Raw genomic sequence first — 21,492 nt, forward strand, 5'->3', positions numbered from 1 at the left:
GGCCGCGCGGCCCTGGGAAGGGCGGCGCCGCCACGGCGGGCACGAGCGGATCAGCTGGGATCAGAGCGACGAGCCGACGAGCTTCACCAGGTCGACGAGGCGGTTGGAGTAGCCCCACTCGTTGTCGTACCAGCCGACGACCTTCACCTGGTCGCCGATGACCTTGGTCAGCCCGGAGTCGAAGATGCAGGAGGCCGGGTCGGTGACGATGTCGGAGGAGACGATCGGGTCCTCGGTGTAGGTGAGGTAGCCCTTGAGCTCGCCCTCGGCGGCCTTCTTGAACGCGGCGTTGACCTCCTCGACGGTGACGTCGCGGGACACGGTCGCGGTCAGGTCGGTGGCCGAGCCGGTCGGCACCGGGACGCGCAGCGCGTAGCCGTCCAGCTTGCCGTTCAGCTCCGGCAGCACCAGGCCGATGGCCTTGGCGGCGCCGGTGGAGGTCGGCACCACGTTCAGCGCGGCGGCGCGGGCGCGGCGCAGGTCCTTGTGCGGGGCGTCCTGGAGGTTCTGGTCCTGGGTGTACGCGTGGATCGTCGTCATCAGGCCCTTCTCGACGACGAAGTTGTCGTGCAGGACCTTGGCCAGCGGCGCCAGGCAGTTGGTGGTGCAGGAGGCGTTGGAGATCACCGTGTGCTTCGCCGGGTCGTACTTGTCCTCGTTGGCGCCGAGCACGATGGTGAGGTCCTCGTTCTTGGCCGGGGCCGAGATGATGACCTTCTTGGCGCCGTTGTCGGCGTGCACCTTGGCCTTGGTGGCGTCGGTGAAGAAGCCGGTGGACTCCACGACGATGTCGACGCCGAGGTCGCCCCACTTGAGGTTGGCGGGGTCGCGCTCCTCGAACGCCTTGATCGACTTGCCGCCGACGACGATCTCGTCCGCGGTGGCGTGGACGTCCTCGCCGAGGCGGCCGAGGATGCTGTCGTACTTGAGCAGGGTGGCGAGCGTGGCGTTGTCGGTCAGGTCGTTGACCGCCACGATCTCGATGTCGGCTCCGGAGGCCTTCACGGCGCGGAAGAAGTTGCGGCCGATCCGGCCGAAACCGTTGATGCCTACTCGGATGGTCACGGGAACGGCTCTCCTCATACGTCGACTCTCACCCGGCGATCACCCGGGCCGCAGTTACCTGGATCGGTGAGGCCGCAGGCCCCAGGCCCGACCCTATCGAATGCCCGGCCCGGTGCCCGACATGGGCGGAGGGGAACCGGAGGGTGGTCCCGGCTTCCCCCGTCCGGGTGAGACCGGCGCCCGTCCTTCCGCTCAGGACCGGCCCGCGCCGGGGGGTGTCTCCGTGCGTGCGGGGGCGCGGGGGGCGGGCCGGGTCAGGGGGCGAGCATGTCGGCGGTGAGGTTGGCCTCGGTGCCGGGGACGCCCTGGTCCTGGGCGCGCTTGTCGGCCATCGCCAGCAGGCGGCGGATGCGGCCCGCGATGGCGTCCTTGGTCAGCGGCGGGTCGGCGAGCTGGCCGAGCTCCTCCAGGGACGCCTGCTTGTGCTCCAGGCGCAGCCGGCCGGCGCTGACCAGGTGCTCGGGGGCGTCGTCGCCGAGGATCTCCAGGGCCCGGGCGACCCGGGCGCCGGCGGCCACGGCGGCGCGGGCGGAGCGGCGCAGGTTGGCGTCGTCGAAGTTGGCGAGGCGGTTGGCGGTGGCCCGCACCTCGCGGCGCATCCGGCGCTCCTCCCAGGCCAGCACGCTGTCGTGCGCGCCGAGCCGGGTCAGCAGCGCGCTGATCGCGTCGCCGTCGCGGACCACGACCCGGTCGACGCCGCGCACCTCCCGGGCCTTGGCGTGGATCTTGAGCCGGCGGGCGGCGCCGACCAGCGCCAGCGCGGCCTCCGGGCCGGGGCAGGTCACCTCCAGCGACATCGACCGGCCCGGCTCGGTCAGCGAGCCGTGCGCCAGGAACGCCCCGCGCCAGGCCGACTCGGCGTCGCAGGCCGCCCCCGCGACCACGTGCCGGGGCAGCCCGCGGACGGGCCGGCCGTTGTTGTCGATCAGGCCGGTCTGCCGGGCCAGCGACTCCCCCTCGCGGAAGACCCGGACGACGTAGCGGTTGCCCTTGCGCAGCCCGCTGGGCGCGAGCACCACCACGTCGGAGGTGTGGCCGAAGACCTCGGCGACGTCCTTGCGCAGGCGCCGCGCGGCCGAGCCGGTGTCGATCTCCGCCTCGATCACGATCCGCCCGCTGACCAGGTGGAGGCCCCCCGCGAACCGCAGCAGCGTCGACACCTCCGCCTTGCGGCAGCAGGGCTTCATCACCGACAGCCTGCTCAGCTCGTCCTTCACCACACCGGTCATCGCCATGCTCGACACCCTCCCCCTAGGAACTTCCAGCAGTGTGGCCGATGTCGGCCGCGCCGGACGTCACTCACGGAAAATCTTCACGAAGGCTTGGGCCAGCCGGGCGGGATCATGACGCGGGGAGCCGTCGTCGGCGGCCACGTCGGCCAGTTCCAGCCGGCCGCCCAGGTCCTGTACCGCCTTGTCCAGCGCGACGGGATCGTCGACCACCCCCCGGTCGGCGAGCACCACGTCCACGCGCAGGTCGGGCGCATGCGCCTGCAGGACCTCCAGATGCGTCTGCGGCGAGAAGTCGTCGGTCTCCCCCGGCTGCGGCGCCAGGTTGAGCGCGACCAGCCGCCGCGCGCGGGTCGCGGTGAGCGCGCGGGCCAGCTCGGGCACCTGGAGGTGCGGCAGCACGCTGGTGAACCAGGAGCCGGGGCCGAACACCACCCAGTCGGCGGCGTCGACGGCCTCCAGGGCCTCCGGGCAGGCGGGCGGGTCGGACGGGACGAGCGAGACGCTCAGCACCGTCCCGGGCGTCTTGGCGCAGGCGACCTGCCCCTTGACGCGGGTGACGTCGTCGGGCCTGGCCGGATCGGCGCCGCGCACCTCGGCGACGATGTCCAGCGGGACCGAGGCCATCGGCAGCACCCGGCCGCCCGCGCCCAGCAGCCGGCCGACCCAGTCGAGCCCGGCCACCGTCGAGGCGGCGGTGCCCTCGCCCAGCAGCTCCCACAGCGCGACGATCAGCAGGTTGCCGACCGCGTGGTCGTGCAGGTCGCCCTGGCTGCGGAAGCGGTGCTGGACGACGTCGCGCCAGGTCTGGCCCCACTCGTCGTCGCCGCACAGCGCGGCCAGCGCCATCCGCAGGTCGCCGGGCGGCAGCACGCCCAGCTCGCGGCGCAGCCGGCCGCTGGAGCCGCCGTCGTCGGCGACGGTCACCACCGCGCTGAGCCGGTCGGTGACCCGCCGCAGCGCCGAGAGCGAGGCGTACAGGCCGTGCCCGCCGCCCAGGGCCACCACCGCGGGCCCGGCACCGGACCGGCTCACCCCGCCACCCCCGTGCCGTTCTGCCGCATACCGTTCTTCTCGTCGTCCGGGACCTGCCCGGAGGGCTCACTCACGGCCGAGGTCTCGGTGGGACGCCTGCACCTCGATGCCCTCGTCCCTCAGCCGGGCGGCGATCTGCTCCGCCATGGCCACACTACGGTGTTTGCCTCCGGTGCATCCCACGGCGAGGGTCACGTAGTGCTTGCCCTCGCGCTCGTACCCCTCGGTGAGCAGCCGCAGGACCTCGGTGTAGGCGTCCAGGAACTCCTTGGCGCCGCGCTGCCCGAGCACGTAGTCGCGGACGGCGGCGTCGCGGCCGGTCTTGGGGCGCAGCTCGGGGACCCAGTGCGGGTTGGGCAGGAAGCGGCAGTCGACGACCAGGTCGGCGTCCACCGGCAGGCCGTACTTGTAGCCGAACGAGACCACGGTGGCGCGCAGCGAGGACTCGCCGGTGTCGTTGCCGAAGTAGCCGACGATCTTGGCGCGCAGCTCGTGCACGTTGAGGCCGCTGGTGTCCAGGACCAGGTCAGCCTCGGCGCGGACCTCGCGGACGAGCTCGCGCTCGCGGGCGATGCCGTCGACCAGCCGCCCGTCGCCCTGCAGCGGGTGCGGCCGCCGGACGCTCTCGAAGCGGCGCACCAGGTCGGCGTCGGACGCCTCCAGGAACACCACCCGGGGGTGGACGCCGCGGGCCTCCAGCTCGGCGATCGAGGAGTGCAGGTCCTCGGTGAACGCGCGGCTGCGCACGTCGACCACCACGGCGATCCGCGGCACCGCGTCCTTCACCCGGCCGCCCAGGTCGGCCATCGTGGCCAGCAGGCCGGGCGGGAGGTTGTCGACCACGAACCAGTCGAGGTCCTCCAGCGACTTGGCGGCGGTGCTGCGGCCCGCGCCGGACATGCCCGTGACGATCACGATGTCCGGTATCTGAGTATCGGTGGTGGTCAACTCGGCTCCCCCCGGTCATTGCCTTCGCTACCCGCGCCGCCCGCGCTGCCCCCGGCAGGGCCGGCCGGCGCGGCCGCACCTGCGCCCGATCCGCCGTGCAGGGCCGCGGCGATCTGCTCGGCGCTGCGCAGGCCGATGCCGGGGACCTCGGCGATCTGCTCGGGCGTCGCCTCTTTCAACCGCTTCACCGACCCGAAATGTTTCAGCAGGGCCGACCGGCGGGCCGGCCCCAGCCCCGGCACGTCGTCCAGCTCGCTCACCGTCATGGCCTTGGACCGCCGCTGCCGGTGGAAGTTGATCGCGAACCGGTGCGCCTCGTCGCGGACCCGCTGGACCAGGAACATGCCCTCGCTGTTGCGCGGCAGGATCACCGGGTCGGGGTCGGCGGGCAGCCAGAGCTCCTCCAGCCGCTTGGCGATGCCGCAGACCGCGATGTCGTCGATGCCCAGCTCCTCCAGCGCCCGCCGCGCGGCGGCGACCTGCGGCGGGCCGCCGTCGACGATCACCAGGTTGGGCGGGTACGCGAACTTGCGCGGCTTGCCCGTCTCGGGGTCGATGGGCTGGTGGGCGGCGGCGTCCTGCGGGTTCTCGGCGCGCTCCCCGGGGTCGTCGCCGATCGCGTCCAGCTCGCCGAACTTCTCGCTCTCGGCCAGGTAGCGGCGGAACCGGCGGGTGATCACCTCGTGGATGGAGCGGACGTCGTCCTGCCCCTCCACCGCCTTGATCGAGAACCGGCGGTACTCGCTCTTGCGGGCCAGCCCGTCCTCGAACACCACCATGGACGCCACCACGTTGGAGCCCTGGAGGTTGGAGACGTCGTAGCACTCGATCCGCAGCGGCGCCTCGGGCAGCTCCAGGGCGTCCTGGAGCTCCTGGAGCGCCCGGCTGCGGGTGGTCAGGTCGCTGGCGCGGCGCGTCTTGTGCTGCTTGAGCGCCTCCATCGCGTTGCGGGCGACGGTGTCGAGCAGCGCCTTCTTGTCGCCGCGCTGCGGCACCCGCAGCCGGACCGGGCCGCCGCGCTGGTCGGACAGCACCTCGCTCATCGCCGCCTCGTCGGGCGGCAGGGCCGGGACGAGCACCTCGCGCGGCACCGACTCGCTGTCGCCGTAGATCTGCAGGAGGAACGTCTCGACCAGGTCGGAGGTGGTGACCGCCTCGACCTTGTCGACGACCCAGCCGCGCTGGCCGCGGATCCGGCCGCCGCGCACGTAGAACACCTGGACGGCCGCCTCCAGCTCGTCCTCGGCGAAGGCGATCATGTCGCAGTCGGTGCTGTCGGGCAGCACCACGGTCTGCTTCTCCAGCGCCCGCTCCAGCGCCCGGATGTCGTCGCGCAGCCGGGCGGCCCGCTCGTACTCCTGGACGGCGGCGGCCTCGCGCATGTCGCGTTCGATCCGCTTGATGAAGCGGCCGGTGTTGCCCGCCATGAAGTCGCAGAAGTCCTCGGCCAGCAGCCGGTGCTCCTCGGGCGTCACCCGGCCCACGCAGGGCGCCGAGCACTTGCCGATGTAGCCGAGCAGGCACGGCCGGTCGAGCTGGCGCTGCCGCTTGAAGACCCCCGGGCGGCAGGTGCGCACGGGGAAGACCCGCAGCAGCTGGTCGACCGTCTCGCGGATCGCCCAGGCGTGCGAGTAGGGGCCGAAGTACCGCACTCCCCTGCGCTTGGCGCCGCGCATCACCATCACCCTCGGGTAGTCCTCGTCGAGGGTGACGGCCAGGTACGGATAGGACTTGTCGTCGCGGTAGCGGACGTTGAACCGCGGGTCGAACTCCTTGATCCAGGAGTATTCGAGCTGGAGCGCCTCCACCTCGGTGCCGACGACGGTCCAGTCGACCCCGGCGGCCGTCCGCAGCATCGTCTGGGTGCGCGGGTGCAGGCCGGCGAAGTCGGCGAAGTAGGAGCCGAGCCGGGAGCGCAGGCTCTTGGCCTTGCCGACGTACACGACCCGGCCGTGCTCGTCGCGGAAGCGGTAAACGCCCGGCGAGTCCGGAATGGACCCCGGGGCGGGTCGGTAGTTCGCCGGGTCAGCCACGCCGGAAAGCCTAGTAGCCGGGGCCGACATCCGGGCCCTTCCGGGAGGTCCGGCACCGGTGACGGAGATCTCGTTCCGGGCGCAGATCATCGGAAAGAGGGCCCCGCGAGAGTGCATAGTGTCGGAAAAGGCACTGTCGGGAACGCACCATCTGAGACCGGAGGGGGTCGGGAGGGCCGTGTCGGCGTTCTGGAGCTGGATCGTACTGGCGGCCGCGGTGGCCACCTCGGTGATCGTGGTCGAGGGGGCGCGCCGGCTGCTGGCCGGCCGGCTGTCCGCGCGCTGGCCGGGCGCCGGCGAGGCGGCCCGGAACTGCACCGCGCCCGCCTTCACGTTCGCCGTGGTGATCAGCACGGCGGCCGCGATGCCGTACCGGTACCTGGCCGATCCGGCCGAGGGCGTGGTCCGGCACCTGCTGAAGATCGCCGCGATCGGCGCCACCACCTGGCTGCTGCTGCGGATCTCGTACGCGCTCACCGACCCGCCGCTGCAGCGGCTGATGCGCATCGAGGGCGAGCGCAACCGGCGGGCCCGCAAGACGCGCACCCAGATGCTGCTGCTGCGCCGGATCGCCGCGGCGGTGATCGTGGTGATCGCGGTGGGCGCGGCGCTGTTCACGTTCCCGGCCGTCCGCACGCTGGGCGCCGGGATGCTGGCCTCGGCCGGCGTGGCCGGCCTGGTCGTCGGCATCGCGGCCCGCCCAGCCCTGGGGAACCTGTTCGCCGGGCTGCAGATCGCCTTCAGCGACGCGCTGCGGCTGGACGACGTCGTGGTCGTGCAGGGCGAGTGGGGACGGGTCGAGGAGCTGACGCTGTCGTACGTGGTCGTGCGCGTGTGGGACGAGCGGCGGCTGGTGCTGCCCGTGTCGTACTTCACCGAGCAGCCGTTCGAGAACTGGACCCGCCGCAGCAACCGCCTGCTCGGGACGGTCGTGTTCTACGTGGACTGGTCGGTGCCGGTCGAGGAGCTGCGCACCGAGCTGTACGAGATGCTGCGCGACAACCCGCTGTGGGACCGCCGCGACTGGGGCCTGGCGGTCACCGACATGATGCCGAACGGCCTGCTCCAGGTGCGCGCGCTGATGAGCGCGGCCGACGACGCCGACTGGTGGGACCTGCGCTGCGCCGTCCGCGAGCGGCTGGTGGCCTACATCCGCGAGAACCACCCGGAGGCGCTGCCGCGCTTCCGCACGGAGGTGGCCGCGACCACCGGGATCACCGGCGCGGACGGGGACGGGGACGGGAGGTCCGTCGCCCACGCCGACCGCGGCTGGGACGGCCGCTGATCCGGGCCGGGCGGGGGCGGGCGCGCCCCGTCCCCGCCCGGGCGCGGGTCAGGCCAGGGTGATCTGGTCGCCCTGGACGGTGATCTTCCGCTCCGCCAGCGGCTCGGTGGCCGGCGGGCTGGCCACCGAACCATCGGCGATCTTGAACTTGCTGCCGTGGCAGGGGCAGTTGATGGTGCCGTTCGCGACGGCGTCCACCGGGCAGCCGCGGTGCGTGCACTTGCTGCTGTACGCCTTGAACTGGCCCTGGACCGGCTGCACGACGACGACCTTCTCGGCCTCGAAGACCTTGCCCCCGCCGACGGGGATCTCGCCGGCCTTCGCGAGCGCGGCGCCGGTGCCGCCGCCACCGCCCTCGCCGCCTCCGCCGCCGGAGTCCTCCCCGCCGGATCCGCCGCCGCCCTCGTCGCCGCCGCCGCAGGCCGCCGCGAGCCCGGCGACCCCCGCGAGCCCGGCGCCGATGAGCATCCCGCGCCGGGTGCTGCCGTCCGGCGCTCCCGCCGTGGCCGGTCCGGCCGCGGGCGGCGCTTCGGGGCTGTCCGTCCGCTCTGCGGGCGCCTGTGCCATGGATCTCCTCCGTGTCTCGGTGCGGGGTGCCGGTACGGCACGCGCGCCGACCGCGCGTGCTCGCACGCTGTCACCGGAGAATACGAACGGGAGCGTTTGAAGGTTCAAACTCCGCCGGGTGATCTTTTCCTCACCCCCCGCGACCTGCGTGTTCCCGACCAAGATAGGCGGTCGCCCGCGCGCCGCGGGGTCAGGGGCGGAAACCGAACCGGCGGCGCGGCCGGGGCAGCACGTTGTGCCACACGTGCTTGGCCTCCTGGTACCGGGCCAGCCCGGCCGGGCCCAGCTCACGGCCGATCCCCGACTGCTTGAAGCCGCCCCACTCGGCCTGCGGCACGTACGGGTGGAAGTCGTTGATCCACACCGTGCCGTACCGCAGCCGCGCCGCCACCCGCTCCGCCCGGCCGGCGTCCTGCGTCCAGACCGCGGCCGCCAGCCCGTAGACGGTGTCGTTCGCCAGCGCCACGGCCTCCTCCTCGGTCTCGAACGTCTCGACCGTGAGCACCGGCCCGGCCGACTCCTCCCGGACGACCCGCATGCGGGCGTGGCAGCCGTCCAGGATCGTCGGCAGGTAGTAGTAGCCCTTCTGCAGGAACGACTCGCCGGGGCGGCTCCCGCCGCAGCACAGCCGCGCGCCCTCGTCCAGCCCGGCGGCGACGTACGCCTCCACCCTGGCGCGGTGCCCCGGGGAGATCAGCGGCCCGGTCTCGGTCTCGGGATCGAACGGGCCGCCCAGCCGGATCCGCCCCGCCCGCGCCGCCAGCCCGGCCACGAGCTCGCCGTGCACCGGGGCGTGCACCAGCAGCCGGGCCCCGGCCGAGCGCGCCTGGCCGGAGTGCAGGAACGCCGCGGCCAGCGCCATCTCCAGCGCGGCCTCCGGATCGGCGTCGGCGAAGACGATGTTGGGGTTCTTGCCGCCCAGTTCCAGCGCCACCCTCTTCACCGTGCCGGCGGCGGCCGCCAGGACGCCGCGGCCGGTGCCGAGCCCGCCGGTGAACGAGACCATGTCGGCGGCCGGATGCGTCACCAGCGCGGGGCCGACCCGGTCGCCCGCGCCCAGGACCAGGTTGAACGCGCCCGCCGGCAGCCCCGCCTCCACCAGCAGCCGGGCCAGCAGGACCGCCGTCGACGGGGTCAGCTCGCTCGGCTTGAGCACGACCGTGTTGCCGGCCGCGAGCGCCGGGGCGACCTTCCACGCCGCCCGCGGCAGCGGATGGCTCCACGGCGTGATCAGCACGCAGACGCCGACGGGCTCGGACACCACCCGGCTGACCACGTCGGCGCGGCCGGTGTCCACCGCGCGCCCCGCGGAGCCCGCCGTGCCGTTCAGGCAGAGGCCGCCGTAGTAGCGGAACACCGCGGCCGCGTCGTCGGCGCCGTGCTCGCTCTCGGCCACCCGCCGGCCGGTGTCGAGCGACTCGGCCCGGGCCAGCTCGAACCGGTCGCGCTCCAGCAGCTCGGCCACCCGTAACAGCAGCGCGCCCCGGTCGCGCGCCGGCATCCGGGGCCAGCGGCCCGCGTCGAAGGCGCGCCGGGCCGCCAGCACGGCGGCCGCGGCGTCCTCGGGCCCGGCCTCGGCGACGCTGGCGACCGGCGTCTCGTCGGCCGGGCAGCGGATCTGGCGGCGGGCCCCGTCACGCGGGCCGACCCAACGTCCCCCGATGTGGAGCTGGCCCATGGGTGCGCCCCTCGGCCGCGGCCCCGGGGGCCGCGGCAAGTCCGCCTCTGGGCGCCATCCAAATCCGGGACCGGGGTCCCGTCAACCCTCCGGACGGTTCAGTCCAGCAGCTTGGCCAGGAACTGGCCGGTGTGGCTGGCCTCCACCTTGGCGACCTGCTCGGGCGTTCCGGTGGCCACGACGGTGCCGCCGCGGGAGCCGCCCTCGGGACCCATGTCGACGATCCAGTCGGCCGTCTTGATCACGTCCAGGTTGTGCTCGATGACGATCACCGTGTTGCCCTTGTCGACCAGCCCGTTCAGCACGCCGAGCAGCCTGCGGATGTCCTCGAAGTGCAGGCCGGTGGTCGGCTCGTCCAGCACGTAGATCGTCCGGCCGGTGGAGCGGCGCTGCAGCTCCGAGGCCAGCTTCACGCGCTGGGCCTCGCCGCCGGACAGCGTGGTGGCGGGCTGGCCGAGCCGGACGTAGCCCAGCCCGACGTCCAGCAGCGTCTTCAGGTGCCGGTGGATCGCCTTGATCGGCTCGAAGAAGGCGGTGGCCTCCTCGATCGGCATGTCCAGCACCTCGGAGATCGTCTTGCCCTTGTAGTGGACCTCCAGCGTCTCCCGGTTGTAGCGGGCGCCGTGGCAGACCTCGCAGGGGACGTAGACGTCCGGCAGGAAGTTCATCTCGATCTTGATGGTGCCGTCGCCGGAGCAGTTCTCGCAGCGGCCGCCCTTGACGTTGAACGAGAACCGGCCCGGCTGGTAGCCGCGCACCTTGGCCTCGGTCGTCTGCGCGAACAGCTTGCGGATGTGGTCGAACACGCCGGTGTAGGTCGCCGGGTTGGACCGCGGGGTACGGCCGATCGGCGACTGGTCGACGTGCACGACCTTGTCGAGCTGGTCGACGCCGGTGACCCGGCGGTGCTTGCCCGGCACCGTGCGGGCGCCGTGCAGCTGCTTGGCCAGCGAGTTGTAGAGGATGTCGTTGACCAGCGTGGACTTGCCGGACCCGGACACGCCGGTCACCGCGGTGAACACGCCGAGCGGGAACGCGACGTCCACGCCCTGGAGGTTGTTCTGCCGGGCGCCCTTGACGGCGACCTCGCGGCCCTTCTGCCGGGGCCGCCGGATCTCGGGCACCGCGATCTCGCGCCGGCCGGACAGGTACGCACCGGTCAGCGACTCCTTGGACGACAGCAGGTCGTCGACGGTGCCGGACACCACGATCTGGCCGCCGTGCTCGCCGGCCCGGGGGCCGATGTCGACGACCCAGTCGGCGGCCTGGATTGTGTCCTCGTCGTGCTCGACGACGATCAGCGTGTTGCCCATGTCGCGCAGCCGGATCAGCGTCTCCAGCAGCCGGTGGTTGTCGCGCTGGTGCAGGCCGATGGACGGCTCGTCCAGCACGTACAGCACGCCGACCAGGCCGGAGCCGATCTGGGTGGCCAGCCGGATCCGCTGCGCCTCGCCGCCGGCCAGCGTGGCCGACGCGCGGTCGAGGGTGAGGTAGTCGAGCCCGACGTCCAGCAGGAAGCCCAGCCGGGCGTTGATCTCCTTGAGCACCCGCTCGGCGATGTGCCGGTCGCGCTCGCTGAGCTCCAGCGACAGCAGGAACTTGGCGCACTCGCCGATCGGCATGGCCGCCACGTCGGCGATCGACCGGCCGCCCATGGTGACCGCCAGCACGACCGGCTTGAGCCGCGCGCCCTCGCAGGACGGGCACGGGATCTCCCGCATGTAGCCCTCGAACTTCTCCCGGGTGGAGTCGCTCTCGGACTCGGCGTGCCGCCGCTGGATGTAGGGGATCACGCCCTCGTACGCGGTGTAGTACGAGCGGGTGCGGCCGTAGCGGTTCTTGTAGCGGACGTGGACCTGCGTCTCGTGCCCGTTGAGGATCGCCCTGCGGGCCTTGGCCGGCAGCCGCTCCCACTCGGTGTTGAGGTCGAAGCCCATGGCGTCGCCCAGCGCCGACAGCAGCCGCAGGAAGTAGTCGCTGACGTGGCCGTTGGACCACGGCTGGATCGCGCCCTCGCCCAGCGTCATCGTGGGGTCGGGGACGACCAGCTCGGGGTCGACCTCCATGCGGGTGCCCAGGCCGGTGCAGTCGGGGCAGGCGCCGTACGGCGAGTTGAACGAGAACGAGCGCGGCTCCAGCTCCTCGAACGACAGGTCGTCGTAGGGGCAGTAGAGGTGCTCGGAGAACATCCGGGTGCGGTGCTCGTCGTCCTCGGGCAGGTCGACGAAGTCGAGCACGATGGTGCCGCCGGCCAGCCCGAGCGCGGTCTCCACCGAGTCGGCCAGCCGCTGGCGGGCGGAGTCCTTGACCGCGAGCCGGTCGACGACCACGGAGATGTGGTGCTTCTCCTGCTTCTTGAGCTTCGGCGGCTCGTCCAGCCGGACCATCCGCCCGTCGACCAGCGCCCGCGAGTAGCCCTTGGACTGCAACTCGCGGAACAGCTCGGCGTACTCGCCCTTGCGGTCGCGGATCACCGGGGCCAGCACCTGGAAGCGGGTGCCCTCCTCCAGCTCCAGCACCCGGTCGACGATCTGCTCGGGGGCCTGCCGGCTGATCGGGCGACCGCAGTCGGGGCAGTGCGGGTGGCCGATCCGGGCGTACAGCAGCCGCAGGTAGTCGTACACCTCGGTGATGGTGCCGACCGTGGAGCGCGGGTTCTTGCTGGTGGACTTCTGGTCGATCGACACCGCCGGGGACAGGCCCTCGATGAAGTCGACGTCGGGCTTGTCCATCTGGCCGAGGAACTGCCGGGCGTACGCCGACAGCGACTCGACGTACCGGCGCTGCCCCTCGGCGAAGATCGTGTCGAAGGCCAGGCTGGACTTGCCGGAGCCGGACAGCCCGGTGAACACGATCATGGAGTCCCGCGGCAGGTCGAGCGAGACGTCCTTCAGGTTGTGCTCGCGTGCTCCACGCACGATGAGTCGGTCATGCACGGCGTTGTTCCGGTTCCTCTAGTGGCATGTCTCTGGCCCGCGTGTCAGGGGGGGTGACCCAGTCGGCGGACACGGTCATGGGACACGGTCGCCGGACATGGTGAAGACACACGTCGCTCTCAGGCTAGCCAGGGGGTCTGACAGACCTCCCCGGCTCTTCAACAGCGGAGCCCGCCGCGGCATTTCTTCAGGGTCCTCCCCCGTCCCGGAAGGCGGCGGGCGTCACCCAGGAACCGTACACGTGTTCGAAGATCTCTCGCTACCGGAACCCGCCGGCGGGCGCGCCGGGCACCCGGCCGCGGGCGCGGCGGCCGACGGGCAGGTCCCCCTTCCGCCGCGTGGAGATCATTGTCACCGGCGTGGACCCCGCCGGGCCAGGGCAGGATGGGGATTCCACAGTGTGGTGGCACGGAGAGAGGCAGGGCGCGATGGGCGAGTGGCGGAAGGTCCTGGCGGAGGTCGACGCCGGAACGGAACGGATCGTGGCCACGGTGGCCGGGCTGCGCGAGGAGGAGCTGCGCGGCCCGTCGGCGCTGCCCGGCTGGACGCGCGGGCACGTGGCCACCCACATCGCGCGCAACGCCGACTCCCTGTGGAACCTGCTCGAATGGGCGCGCACGGGCGAGGAGATCCCGCAGTACCCGAGCATGGAGGCCCGCGACGCCGATCTGGAGGCGGGCGCCGGGCGGAGCGCGGCGGCGCTGGCCGAGGACGTCCGCGCGTCCGCGGAGCGGCTGTCCGCCCAGGCGTCGGGGCTTCCGGAGGAGGCGTGGGACCGGACGGTACGGGCGATGCCCGGCTGGACGCACCCGGCCTGGTACACCGTCTACCGCCGGTGGAACGAGGTGGAGGCCCACCACGTGGACCTGGCGGCCGGGTACGGGCCGGCCGGCTGGCCCGTGACGTACGTGGAATGGGCGCTGACGAGCACGCTGGCCGGCCTGGCGGCGCTGCCGCCCGATCTGCGGGGCGCGCTGGAGGGCTACCGGCTGGTGGCCACCGACACGGGGGACGCCGCGGACCTCGGCGGCGCTGCCGAGATCTCGGGCGGCGGGCGGGCGCTGCTGGCCTGGCTGAGCGGGCGCTCCGCGGGAGAGGGGCTGATCATGCGGCCGGACGGCCCGCTGCCCGTGCCGCCGCCGTGGCCGCACGCGCCCGGCGGATTCTAGGGGGTCTCGGGAAGGTCTCCGGTCACGGGACGGCTCACGGGGCGACGCGCTCGCGGTCGTCGCGCGCCGGGGCCGCGGCCGGCTCGAACGCGGCGGCGGGGTCGCCGGCCAGGCGGTGCAGGGCCGCCACCGACCGGACGGTGATCACGTTGCGGGCGACGGCGAGCCGGTCGCGCTCCCCGGCCAGGATCTGGGCCACCTTGCGGCGGCCCATGCCCGCCCAGCGGCCCAGGTCCTGCTGGCTGACCGGGACGCGGACCTCGTAGCCGGCGCCGCCGCCGGGCGGCGGCTTGCCGAAGCGGGCGACCAGTCTCAGCAGCCGGCCCGCCAGCCGACGTTCGGGCTCGTCGGGGAAGTGGGCGGAGCGCAGGCCGTTGGCGTCGCGCAGCCGCTCGGCGAGGACGGCGGCGACCGCCCAGGCCGCGCCGGGGTGGGCGTCCAGCACGGCGCGGAACCGGGCCGCGGGCAGGACCAGCGCCTGCACCCGGGTCAGCGCCTCCACGCTGGCGTCGCGGACGCCGCCGTCCACCGCCTCCAGCTCGCCGACGACGTCGCCCGGGCCCAGCACGTCCAGGATCACGGTCTCGCCGCCGCGCTCGACCCACACCTTGACCGCGCCCGAGCGCAGCACGAACACCTGCGAGGCCCGGGTGTGCTCGCGGGTCAGGAACGCGCCCGGTTTGATCATCACGTTGGTGCCGGCGCGCAGCAGGGCCTCTCGCGCGCGCTCCGGGAGCACGTCCCAGAATCTGGTGATGTCCATACCGCCAGTGAACGCGGCGGTAAGGCGATCGACTGCGTACTACGCCACACTTCGCTGCGCCGTGCATGCAAATTGCACCAGGGGTTGCACCTCAGTCCTCGTCGGGGCCATCCGACTCCAGCCAGCTGTCGACGGCGCGCAGCCGCCGGTCGCAGTCGGCCACCGCGGCCGAGTCGCCCAGCACGAGGCAGGACTCGCGCAGCCGCTCCAGCGCGTTGCGCTGGCCCCGGTGGTCGCCCATGTCCCGGCGGATGGCGATCTCGTCCAGGAACAGCTCCACGGCGCGGGAGTGCCGCCCCAGCCGCTGCCCGGCGCGCCCCATCGTGTGCAGCGCCATCGCCTGCTCCCGGGCGTCGCCCAGCTCGACGGCCAGGTCGTACGCCTGCCCGCCGGTCTCCAGCGCCTCCTCCGCGCGGTCCAGCTCCAGGTAGATCGCGGCCAGGTGGACCAGCGCGGTGCCCTCGCTGTGCCGGTCGCCGACCTCGCCGAGCACCCGCAGCGCCTCCAGCTCCATCTTCAGCGCCTCCTCGGGACGGCCCCCGGCCCGCAGGACGGCGGCGAAGGTGTCCATCCCGACGCCCATCCCGTACCAGTCGCCGATCTCCCGGCGGATCCCCAGCGCCTGCCGGGCCGCCTGCTCGGCCTGCTCGTACAGGTCCAGCTTCAGGTACGTGCGGGCGAGGCTGCCGAGCGTCCCGGCCAGCCCGGCCTGCGCGCCGAGCCGGTGCCACAGGTCCAGCGCCTCCAGGCCCAGGACGAACGCCTCCTGGTGGCGCTCGAGCCGCCGGACGACCATCGACAGGTGCTCCAGGTCGTGCGCCTCCCCGTACAGGTCGCCGATCTCGCGGCGCAGCTCCAGCGCCCGGACCAGGTGCTCGCGGGCCTCGCGGTAGCGGCCCAGGCGCCAGTGCACGATGCCGGTCTGCGACAGCGCCTCGGCCTCGCCGGAGCGGTCGCCGATCTCGCGGTGCAGCCGCAGCGCCTCGCCGCAGTACGTGAACGCCTCGGCGAACCGGGTGGCGTCGCACATCAGCATGCCGAGCGTCACCAGCGCCTTGGCCTCACCGTGCCGCGCGCCCAGCGCCCGGTACGTCCGCAGCGCCTGCTCCGCGTCCTGGAGGGCCAGGTCGCGCAGCCCGAGCGAGGCGTTCATGCGGGCCAGCTCGGTGAGGGCCTGCGCAGCGCCGTACCGGTCCGACAGGTCCTGCCGGATGTAGAGCGCCTCCAGGGCGTTCGAGACGGCCTCGTGGACGGCTCCGCGCCGCCGGTGCACCCGCGCCAGCGTCAGCAGCGTCGCCGCGACCCCGGGCAGCTCCCCGATCTCGCGGCGGATGCGCAGCGCCTCCCCCGCGTGGGACAGGGCGGTGTCGTAGTCGGCGAGCCCGATGTGGGCGGTCGCCAGCGTCTCGTGGCCCTTGGCCACTCCCCCGGCGTCCCCCAGGGCCTCGTGGATGGCCAGCGAGCGGCGCGCGTGCTGGATCGCGGTCAGGTAGCGGCCCAGGGAGGCGTGCACGTCGGCGAGCGTCGCCTGCGCCACGGCCTCGCCGAACCGGTCGGGCGGGTCGACCGAGCGGAACCCGCGCCGCGCGTCCTCGCCGTACCCGATCGCCTCCACCGGCAGGCCCAGCTCGAAGTGCGCCACCGCCAGGTTGTGCAGCATGACGGCGGCGGCCTGCCAGTCCTCCTCCGCCCGCGCCGCCCGCAGGCCGGCCTGGTGGACGGCGATGTTGTCCTCGCTGTAGCGGCGGAACGCCTGGAAGTCGAACAGCGCGTCCGCCAGCTCCCAGCAGGTGCGGTGCAGCCCCAGCCGCGCCGCCTGGTGCACCGCCGCGACCAGGTTGCGGCGCTCGGCCTCGAACCACGACAGGGCGACCTGCCGCACGACGGCGTCCGGCGGCGCGCTCTCCCGCCCGTCCAGGACGGGCCGCCGCGCGCGCGTCAGGTGCGCGCCGGCCTGCCGCGCCTCGGCGAGGTACCAGGCGAGGAGGCGGCGCTGCGCCGCCATCCGGTCGCTGTCGGCGTCCTCGCTGAGGCCCCGTTCCCGGACGAAGTCGCGCAGCAGCCCGTGCATGCGGTAGCGGCCGGGTCCGACGTCCTGGACGAGGTGGGCCTGGCGCAGGTCCTCCAGGCACTCGGCCGCCTCCTCCTCCGCCGCGTCCAGCAGCGCGGCGAGGGCGCTCGCGTTGAAGTCGGGGCCGGAGACGAGCCCCAGCAGCCGGAACGCCGCGCGCCGGTCGCGGCGCAGGCCCCGGTAGGCGATGTCGAACGTGGGGCTGAGCACGGTGTTGAGGCCCGGCCCCACGGCCGGGGAGGTGTCGGCCAGCTCCCGGACGGTGTCGGCGATCGACTCCTCGGGGTTCTCCGCCAGCCGCGCGGCCATGATCGCCAGCGCGAGCGGCAGGTGGCCGCACTCGCGGGCGAGCCGGACGACCGCGCGGTTCTCCTCCCGCACGCGCCGGTCCCCCGGGCCGAGGACGCCGGCGATGAGGTCGACGGCCTCCTGGGTGGCCATCTCGCGCAGCTCCAGCGTCCGGACGTCGGCGCCGTCGGCGGCCTCCGACAGCGCCGGGAGGCGGCGCTGCGTGGTCACCACCACCAGGCCCGCCGTGGCGGCCGCGATGATCGGCCGCACCTGGGCCGCCTCGGCGGCGTTGTCGAGGATCAGCAGGACCCGCCGCCCCGGCAGCAGCGAGCGGCACTGCGCCTCCAGCTCCGCCTCGGTGCGCGGCAGCTGGTCGCCGGGCACCCCGACGCCGCGCAGCACCTGCCCCATCACCTCCGAGGGGGCGGCCGTGCCGCGCAGGTCGCCGCGCAGGTCGACGAACACCGCGCCGTCGGGGAAGCGGTCGGCGGCCCGGTGCGCCCAGTGCAGCGCGAGCGTGGTCTTGCCGACCCCCGCCATGCCCTGGACGACCACCGCGCGCGGCAGCTCCGACTGGGAGACCAGCAGGTCGAGCTTGCCGAGGCTGACGGTGCGGCCGGTGAAGAACGGCTTGGCCTCCGGAAGCCGGAGCTCGCCGCCCGGGGCCTCCAGCCGTACCGGGGGGCGGGCGGCGATCCGGGCCGCGCCGCCCGCGCCGCCCGCCGGCGTCGCGGCCGGCGCCGAGGCCGGCTCGGGCGCCGCGTCGGGCCACTCGTCGCCCCACGGGCTGGCCGCCTGCCGCAGCGCGTCCGGATCGAGGATGGTCAGCGGCCGCGGCCGGCGGTCCAGGATGCCCCGCGAGCGCCACAGCCGGAACCAGCGCACCAGCGTCTCCCGCGAGATCCCGGACCAGTTGGCCAGCTCCGCCTGGCTCATCCGCAGCGGGATCTCCACGCCGCGCGCGGTGCGCCGCCCGAACCGGTGCGCCAGCTCCAGCAGGTGGTACGCCAGGCGCTGCTGGTGCTCGGCCGACCGCACCGCGTGCCGCCGCCCGCCGTACGTCGTCGTGCGCGCCAGCGTGTGCATCATCGCCTCGGCCACCCGCGGGTTGGCCGACAGCAGGCTGCCGAACTTCTCCCGGTCCAGCCGCAGCGTGGCCACATGGTCCAGCACGGTCACGGTGCCGCGCTGCGGATGCCCCCACGGGGCCAGCGCGCCGACCAGGTCGCCCGGCCCCACCAGGTCGATGATCGACTCGTCGCCCTCGCTGGAGTCCACGAACTCCTTGGCCACCACGTCCGTCGCGGTGCGCGCCCCCAGCCTGAACACCACGTGCACGCCGGCCGCGATCACCCCCTGGTGGCACAGGGTGCCGCCAGGGGGGATGTCGGTCCGCCGGCCCATGGCCCGCAGCGCCTGCCGGTCGGTGTCGCCGAGCCGGTCCCAGAAGCTCCCGGGCCGCGCGTCAGGGTCGGCCATGATCACCCCGCCGCCGTCATGACCGTCGTCCACAGGACGAACGCCACGCTCGCCCCGACCGCCCAGACCACCGCATGCCAGGACAGGTCGCAGCACCGGTACGCGGCCCCCAGCAGGCGGCGCAGCTCGACGTCCCGGACGTCCGGGGGGAGGCCGGCGGTGAGCCCGGCCGGCGTCCACGGCACCGTGGGGTCGAGCGGGGCTCCCGTGCCCGCCCGCACCGCCGCCAGCGCCGACACCATCGTGCGGCGGGCCCGGACCGCGTAGCCCGCCGCCATCGCGAACGGCCCCGCGACGGGGACCAGGAGCGGCAGCGGGAGCACGCTCCCCGCCGCCGCCAGCTGCGTGAGCACGCCGGCCGCCACCACGGCCAGCAGCGCCACCGCGATCGCGGCGTCCTGCCCGCACAGCCGAAGCAGCGTGCAGGCGTGCCCCAGGATCTCTTCCGGCGTCTCCGCCGGGAGCGGCCGCGTCTCGTGACGCGACCGGAAAACCGTGGCCAACGCGCCCTCCAGGGTCGAAACTGCCCTTCCGTACTCGATGGTGTGCCACCGAGCCGGAAACGTCCGTCCGGAACGGCACGCCTCGGCTGAGTCCGCTGACCCATTCTGGCTGTCACCCCGGTGCCCGGCCACCCCGCGGATGGGGGAGGATGGGGGCCCGAGATCGCACGGGGTTCGTACGGCGCCCGGTCCAGGGCCCGCACCATGGGAGAGGGCACGATGAGCTACACGGGGAACGTCGAGGTCGGCGGCAGGGCCGAGGTCCGCGAGCTGCCCGGGCTCACGATCACCAAGGTCGCGGTGGGCCCGTACGACAACAACGCCTACCTGCTGCGCTGCGCGGCGACCGGCGAGCAGCTGCTCATCGACGCCGCCAACGAGGCGCCCCGCCTCCTGGAGCTGATCGGCGACGCGCCGCTCGTCCGGATCGTGACCACCCACCGCCACCAGGACCACTGGATGGCGCTGGAGGAGCTGGTCGAGGCCACCGGCGCCCCGGTCGCGGCCCATCCGTTCGACGCCGAGGCGCTGCCCGTGCCGGTCGCGGAGCCCGCGGAGCACGGCTCCACGATCCGGGTCGGCGAGGCCGAGCTCGACGTCATCCACCTGCGGGGCCACACGCCCGGCTCGATCGCCCTGCTGTACGCGGGCGACGAGCGTCCGCACCTGTTCACCGGCGACAGCCTCTTCCCCGGCGGCGTCGGCAACACCTGGGGCGACGAGGCCCGCTTCAAGCAGCTGTTCGCCGACGTGAGCGAGCGCGTCTTCGACCGCCTGCCCGACAGCACCTGGTTCTACCCGGGGCACGGCAAGGACTCCACCCTCGGCCGCGAGCGCCCCAGCCTCCCCGAATGGGAAGCCCGCGGCTGGTGACGGCACCGCCGCGCCTTTTTCCGCACGGTCCCGCGTCTTTCCCGGAATCCCGGGCAGGAACCACTGGTCACAGGTGTTCGTTTTCCCAACCACCAGTGACCGCGGGGGCCGAGACCGGGAGATGAGTGATCCGCGAACTCGATAAGGCGGAGGCAGGGGCGGGGGCGAGCCCCGAGCTGCGCTATCCCGCGGGCTCGCTCGTGCTGGTGGCGGGGCTGCCCGGCGCGGGCAAGAGCACGCTGCTCGACCGGCTGTACGGCCTGGGCGGCGCGGAGGCGGAGCCGGTCCCGATCGACGGGGGCAGCGTGATCGACTCCCGCCAGGCCCGCAACCGGTGGGCGCGGCGGCTGCGCGTGGTCCCGGCCCGGGCGCGGGTGCCGCTGGTGAACACCACGCACGTGTGGTGGATCGCCCGGGCGGTGATGCGCGGTGAGGGCGTGGTCGCCCACACGCGCGGGACCTGGCCGCACATCCTGCACATGTTCTCCTGGCTGGCCGCCCGGCACGGCGGCCGGGTGCACCTGGTCCTGATCGACGTCGATCCGCGCACGGCGCTGGAGGGTCAGCGGGCGCGCGGCCGGGTGGTGGCGACGATGACGTTCGCGCGGCACTGCCGGCGCTGGCATCCGCTGGTGCAGCGCGCCCGCGGCGGCACGGTCGCCCCGGCCGCCACGGTGACGGTGCTGTCGCGCGCGGAGGCCGACGCGCTGAAGGCCATCCGCTTCACCTGACCGCCGGCGCGGGGCCGTGCCGGGGCCGCATGGCACCATGGGTGCGGTCGGATGCCGGGTGTGACGGAGAGGGGCCTGATGCGGTCGAGGGCCGTCCTTGCGGTGGTGTGCCTGATCCTGACCGGTTGCGGCACGCGGTCGACGGCCGCCACGGGGCCCGCCGAGGTCCCGCCGCCCACCGCCGCGCCCACCGGCCCCTCCGGTCCGCCCACCGGCCGTTCGGGGTCGCCCTCCGGCACGGCCACGGCGCCGGTCCCTGCCGCCCGGACGGCCGTTCCCCTCGGGAAGCCGGCGTCCTGGCGGATCACGACGTACTACACGGCCGTGCAGTCCTTCCACGGCGGCAGGTCCAAGGCCGTGCGCGGGTGCCCCGAGCTGCACTGCAAGTGGGGGAAGACGCCGCTGGGCTCGTACCCGGCGGACTTCCTCAAGATCATCCAGACCGAGGGCAGCGGGCGGATCACCGCCGGGCCGCACCGCGGCCGCTACCTCAACTGGTCGCACAGCACCGGCTGGTGGCTGGACGACAGCACCCGCGACTCCACCGCCAGGCCGCTGCGGGCCTGGACGTCCGCCGCGGCCGACAGGGACGTCCTGGCGCGCGGCCAGCGGTTCAGGATCGCCGACTGCGGCAGGGACTGGAAGGGCCGGCCCGTGCCGAAGGAGGTCTGCGACCGCTTCCGGGCGGCCACCTGGAAGGTGACGGACCTGTTCCGCCCCGGGTACGGGGGCGAGCACCACGCCGACGTCTACATCGGCGAGGAGACCGGCCCGGACTTCACCAGGTCGCCGTACTACACGACGCTGCGCAAGGCCACGATCGTCGCGTCCTGAGC

Annotated in this window: 16 protein-coding genes; 5 read left to right on the plus strand and 11 right to left on the minus strand. The window is 73.9% G+C overall.

Annotation, left to right across the window (positions count from 1 at the left end; all coding sequences use genetic code 11):
* Positions 1–60: 60 nt before the first annotated feature.
* From gap to uvrC, 5 genes are all read right to left on the minus strand, one after another.
* Positions 61–1,065 carry a type I glyceraldehyde-3-phosphate dehydrogenase gene (gene gap / locus ACA361_RS31910; protein WP_375018180.1) on the minus strand — a complete coding sequence of 335 codons (1,005 nt, stop codon included), beginning with the start codon at positions 1,063–1,065 and terminating at the stop codon, positions 61–63.
* 254 nt (positions 1,066–1,319) lie between these two features.
* Positions 1,320–2,300, minus strand: coding sequence for a DNA-binding protein WhiA (whiA, locus tag ACA361_RS31915; RefSeq protein WP_366623402.1), 981 nt, complete (start codon positions 2,298–2,300; stop codon positions 1,320–1,322).
* Positions 2,301–2,360: 60 nt separating this feature from the next.
* Positions 2,361–3,329 (minus strand): uridine diphosphate-N-acetylglucosamine-binding protein YvcK, encoded by a 969-nt coding sequence (gene yvcK, locus ACA361_RS31920; protein ID WP_375018183.1) that lies wholly within the window; start codon positions 3,327–3,329, stop codon positions 2,361–2,363.
* A 66-nt stretch (positions 3,330–3,395) separates the two neighbouring features.
* A complete protein-coding gene (gene rapZ, locus ACA361_RS31925) occupies positions 3,396–4,229 on the minus strand; it encodes an RNase adapter RapZ (RefSeq protein WP_375018277.1) in 834 nt (277 codons plus the stop codon).
* Positions 4,230–4,273: 44 nt separating this feature from the next.
* Positions 4,274–6,340, minus strand: coding sequence for an excinuclease ABC subunit UvrC (gene uvrC, locus ACA361_RS31930; RefSeq protein ID WP_375018185.1), 2,067 nt, complete (start codon positions 6,338–6,340; stop codon positions 4,274–4,276).
* Between the two features lie 148 nt (positions 6,341–6,488).
* Between uvrC and ACA361_RS31935 the strand changes: the two genes are divergently transcribed.
* Positions 6,489–7,595, plus strand: coding sequence for a mechanosensitive ion channel family protein (locus tag ACA361_RS31935; protein ID WP_375018187.1), 1,107 nt, complete (start codon positions 6,489–6,491; stop codon positions 7,593–7,595).
* Positions 7,596–7,643: 48 nt separating this feature from the next.
* Here the strand turns inward: ACA361_RS31935 and ACA361_RS31940 are convergent, their stop codons facing one another.
* From ACA361_RS31940 to uvrA, 3 genes are all read right to left on the minus strand, one after another.
* Entirely contained in the window at positions 7,644–8,162 is a 519-nt protein-coding gene (locus tag ACA361_RS31940; RefSeq protein WP_375018189.1) for a Rieske (2Fe-2S) protein, read from the minus strand.
* 190 nt (positions 8,163–8,352) lie between these two features.
* A complete protein-coding gene (locus ACA361_RS31945; RefSeq protein ID WP_375018191.1) occupies positions 8,353–9,840 on the minus strand; it encodes an aldehyde dehydrogenase family protein in 1,488 nt (495 codons plus the stop codon).
* Positions 9,841–9,938: 98 nt separating this feature from the next.
* Positions 9,939–12,776 (minus strand): excinuclease ABC subunit UvrA, encoded by a 2,838-nt coding sequence (uvrA, locus tag ACA361_RS31950; RefSeq protein ID WP_375018193.1) that lies wholly within the window; start codon positions 12,774–12,776, stop codon positions 9,939–9,941.
* 428 nt (positions 12,777–13,204) lie between these two features.
* Here uvrA and ACA361_RS31955 point away from each other — a divergent pair, with 428 nt between their 5' ends.
* Positions 13,205–13,945 carry a maleylpyruvate isomerase family mycothiol-dependent enzyme gene (locus ACA361_RS31955; RefSeq protein ID WP_375018195.1) on the plus strand — a complete coding sequence of 247 codons (741 nt, stop codon included), beginning with the start codon at positions 13,205–13,207 and terminating at the stop codon, positions 13,943–13,945.
* A 34-nt stretch (positions 13,946–13,979) separates the two neighbouring features.
* On the opposite strand, the gene ACA361_RS31960 is transcribed toward ACA361_RS31955, so the two are convergent.
* The 3 genes from ACA361_RS31960 to ACA361_RS31970 all read right to left on the minus strand — a co-directional run bounded on the left by ACA361_RS31960 (position 13,980) and on the right by ACA361_RS31970 (position 19,052).
* Complete coding sequence (locus ACA361_RS31960; RefSeq protein ID WP_375018197.1) at positions 13,980–14,708, minus strand: Crp/Fnr family transcriptional regulator; 729 nt, start codon at positions 14,706–14,708, stop codon at positions 13,980–13,982.
* 91 nt (positions 14,709–14,799) lie between these two features.
* Complete coding sequence (locus ACA361_RS31965) at positions 14,800–18,582, minus strand: tetratricopeptide repeat protein (RefSeq protein WP_375018199.1); 3,783 nt, start codon at positions 18,580–18,582, stop codon at positions 14,800–14,802.
* Positions 18,552–19,052, minus strand: coding sequence for a hypothetical protein (locus tag ACA361_RS31970; protein ID WP_375018201.1), 501 nt, complete (start codon positions 19,050–19,052; stop codon positions 18,552–18,554). The genes ACA361_RS31965 and ACA361_RS31970 overlap by 31 nt, the downstream gene beginning before the upstream one ends.
* Positions 19,053–19,271: 219 nt before the next feature.
* Between ACA361_RS31970 and ACA361_RS31975 the strand changes: the two genes are divergently transcribed.
* The 3 genes from ACA361_RS31975 (at position 19,272) to ACA361_RS31985 (ending at position 21,490) form a co-directional block, all read left to right on the plus strand.
* Entirely contained in the window at positions 19,272–19,925 is a 654-nt protein-coding gene (locus ACA361_RS31975) for an MBL fold metallo-hydrolase (protein ID WP_375018203.1), read from the plus strand.
* Positions 19,926–20,050: 125 nt separating this feature from the next.
* Positions 20,051–20,656: an AAA family ATPase gene (locus ACA361_RS31980; protein ID WP_375018205.1), complete on the plus strand. Its 606-nt coding sequence runs from the start codon at positions 20,051–20,053 to the stop codon at positions 20,654–20,656.
* Between the two features lie 78 nt (positions 20,657–20,734).
* Positions 20,735–21,490 (plus strand): hypothetical protein, encoded by a 756-nt coding sequence (locus ACA361_RS31985; protein ID WP_375018207.1) that lies wholly within the window; start codon positions 20,735–20,737, stop codon positions 21,488–21,490.
* Positions 21,491–21,492 lie beyond the last annotated feature (2 nt).

It is taken from the genome of Actinomadura sp. 21ATH (assembly GCF_041951345.1).
In the GTDB taxonomy this organism is placed as follows: Bacteria; Actinomycetota; Actinomycetes; order Streptosporangiales; family Streptosporangiaceae; genus Spirillospora.

Excerpts from the sequence above, each read along its gene's own strand:
- ACA361_RS31945 (WP_375018191.1), bottom strand. The coding sequence starts at position 9,840 with ATGGGCCAGCTCCACATCGGGGGACGTTGGGTCGGCCCGCGTGACGGG.
- rapZ (WP_375018277.1), bottom strand. The coding sequence starts at position 4,229 with ATGTCCGGCGCGGGCCGCAGCACCGCCGCCAAGTCGCTGGAGGACCTC.
- ACA361_RS31960 (WP_375018197.1), bottom strand. The coding sequence starts at position 14,708 with ATGGACATCACCAGATTCTGGGACGTGCTCCCGGAGCGCGCGCGAGAG.
- ACA361_RS31975 (WP_375018203.1), top strand. The coding sequence starts at position 19,272 with ATGAGCTACACGGGGAACGTCGAGGTCGGCGGCAGGGCCGAGGTCCGC.
- whiA (WP_366623402.1), bottom strand. The coding sequence starts at position 2,300 with ATGGCGATGACCGGTGTGGTGAAGGACGAGCTGAGCAGGCTGTCGGTG.
- ACA361_RS31940 (WP_375018189.1), bottom strand. The coding sequence starts at position 8,162 with ATGGCACAGGCGCCCGCAGAGCGGACGGACAGCCCCGAAGCGCCGCCC.
- uvrC (WP_375018185.1), bottom strand. The coding sequence starts at position 6,340 with ATGTCGGCCCCGGCTACTAGGCTTTCCGGCGTGGCTGACCCGGCGAAC.
- ACA361_RS31985 (WP_375018207.1), top strand. The coding sequence starts at position 20,735 with ATGCGGTCGAGGGCCGTCCTTGCGGTGGTGTGCCTGATCCTGACCGGT.
- ACA361_RS31955 (WP_375018195.1), top strand. The coding sequence starts at position 13,205 with ATGGGCGAGTGGCGGAAGGTCCTGGCGGAGGTCGACGCCGGAACGGAA.